Here is a 629-nt window from a genome sequence, read left to right as displayed (position 1 = left end):
GCATCTACTAGGTGAGAATTGCGATGCTTTGGGACAGTGACTTTAAGCTTCTTGCGTAGCGAAAGGTGATTTCTGACCATATTCGCAACATCCACCAGTGGCAGCGAACCGATCGCATCAAATGCTGAGTCAAAATATACTGGGTGGTAGATATCTCGCGTTCCGTCGTCAGTTTGCAGGGCGATGATCAGGTTGTTCGCCCCGCTGCACACTACGACTCTTCTCACGCCAATAGCGAAGGGAAGGAACGCTTGTACCTCCTGGGTGGAACTGGCTCCCCTGATACCGAGGTTGAGCCACCGCTCGTCGATGTTCCGGCCGGCAGCGGAGACTAGGGTGCTTGCGTCCGAACTTGCTCCCACACCGAAGACGGTAGAACCGCCGAGCACCACACAGTCCAGTGCGCTGAAGGGCGTCTCCGTATCCACGAAGATGGACCCGCTTGGCGTGCGCCGAAATCCGTTGCGATCCGTGGCGATGAGCGAGCTTCGAATATTAGGGGCTGCCGATATTCCGGAATGGCGATTCAGGTGCGGCCCGCACCTGTCGTACTCTTTGAACTGCGGGGCCAGCCCATATCGAATATCCTGAATTTCTCGATCACTCTTTGACGATGACATGGTCTCCCA

The 629-nt window shown here is 55.6% G+C and carries 1 pseudogene; it reads right to left on the bottom strand.

The features are described 5' to 3' along the window. Positions 1-620 (bottom strand): annotated as a pseudogene (locus ACLJPL_RS34065) (hypothetical protein); the annotation flags it as partial. Between the last annotated feature and the right edge of the window lie 9 nt (positions 621-629).

Source organism: Streptomyces sp. cmx-18-6 (assembly GCF_046548915.1).
GTDB lineage: Bacteria > Actinomycetota > Actinomycetes > Streptomycetales > Streptomycetaceae > Streptomyces.
Note: the sequence above shows the minus strand (reverse complement) of the source record. Positions and strands in the feature narration are given on the sequence as shown.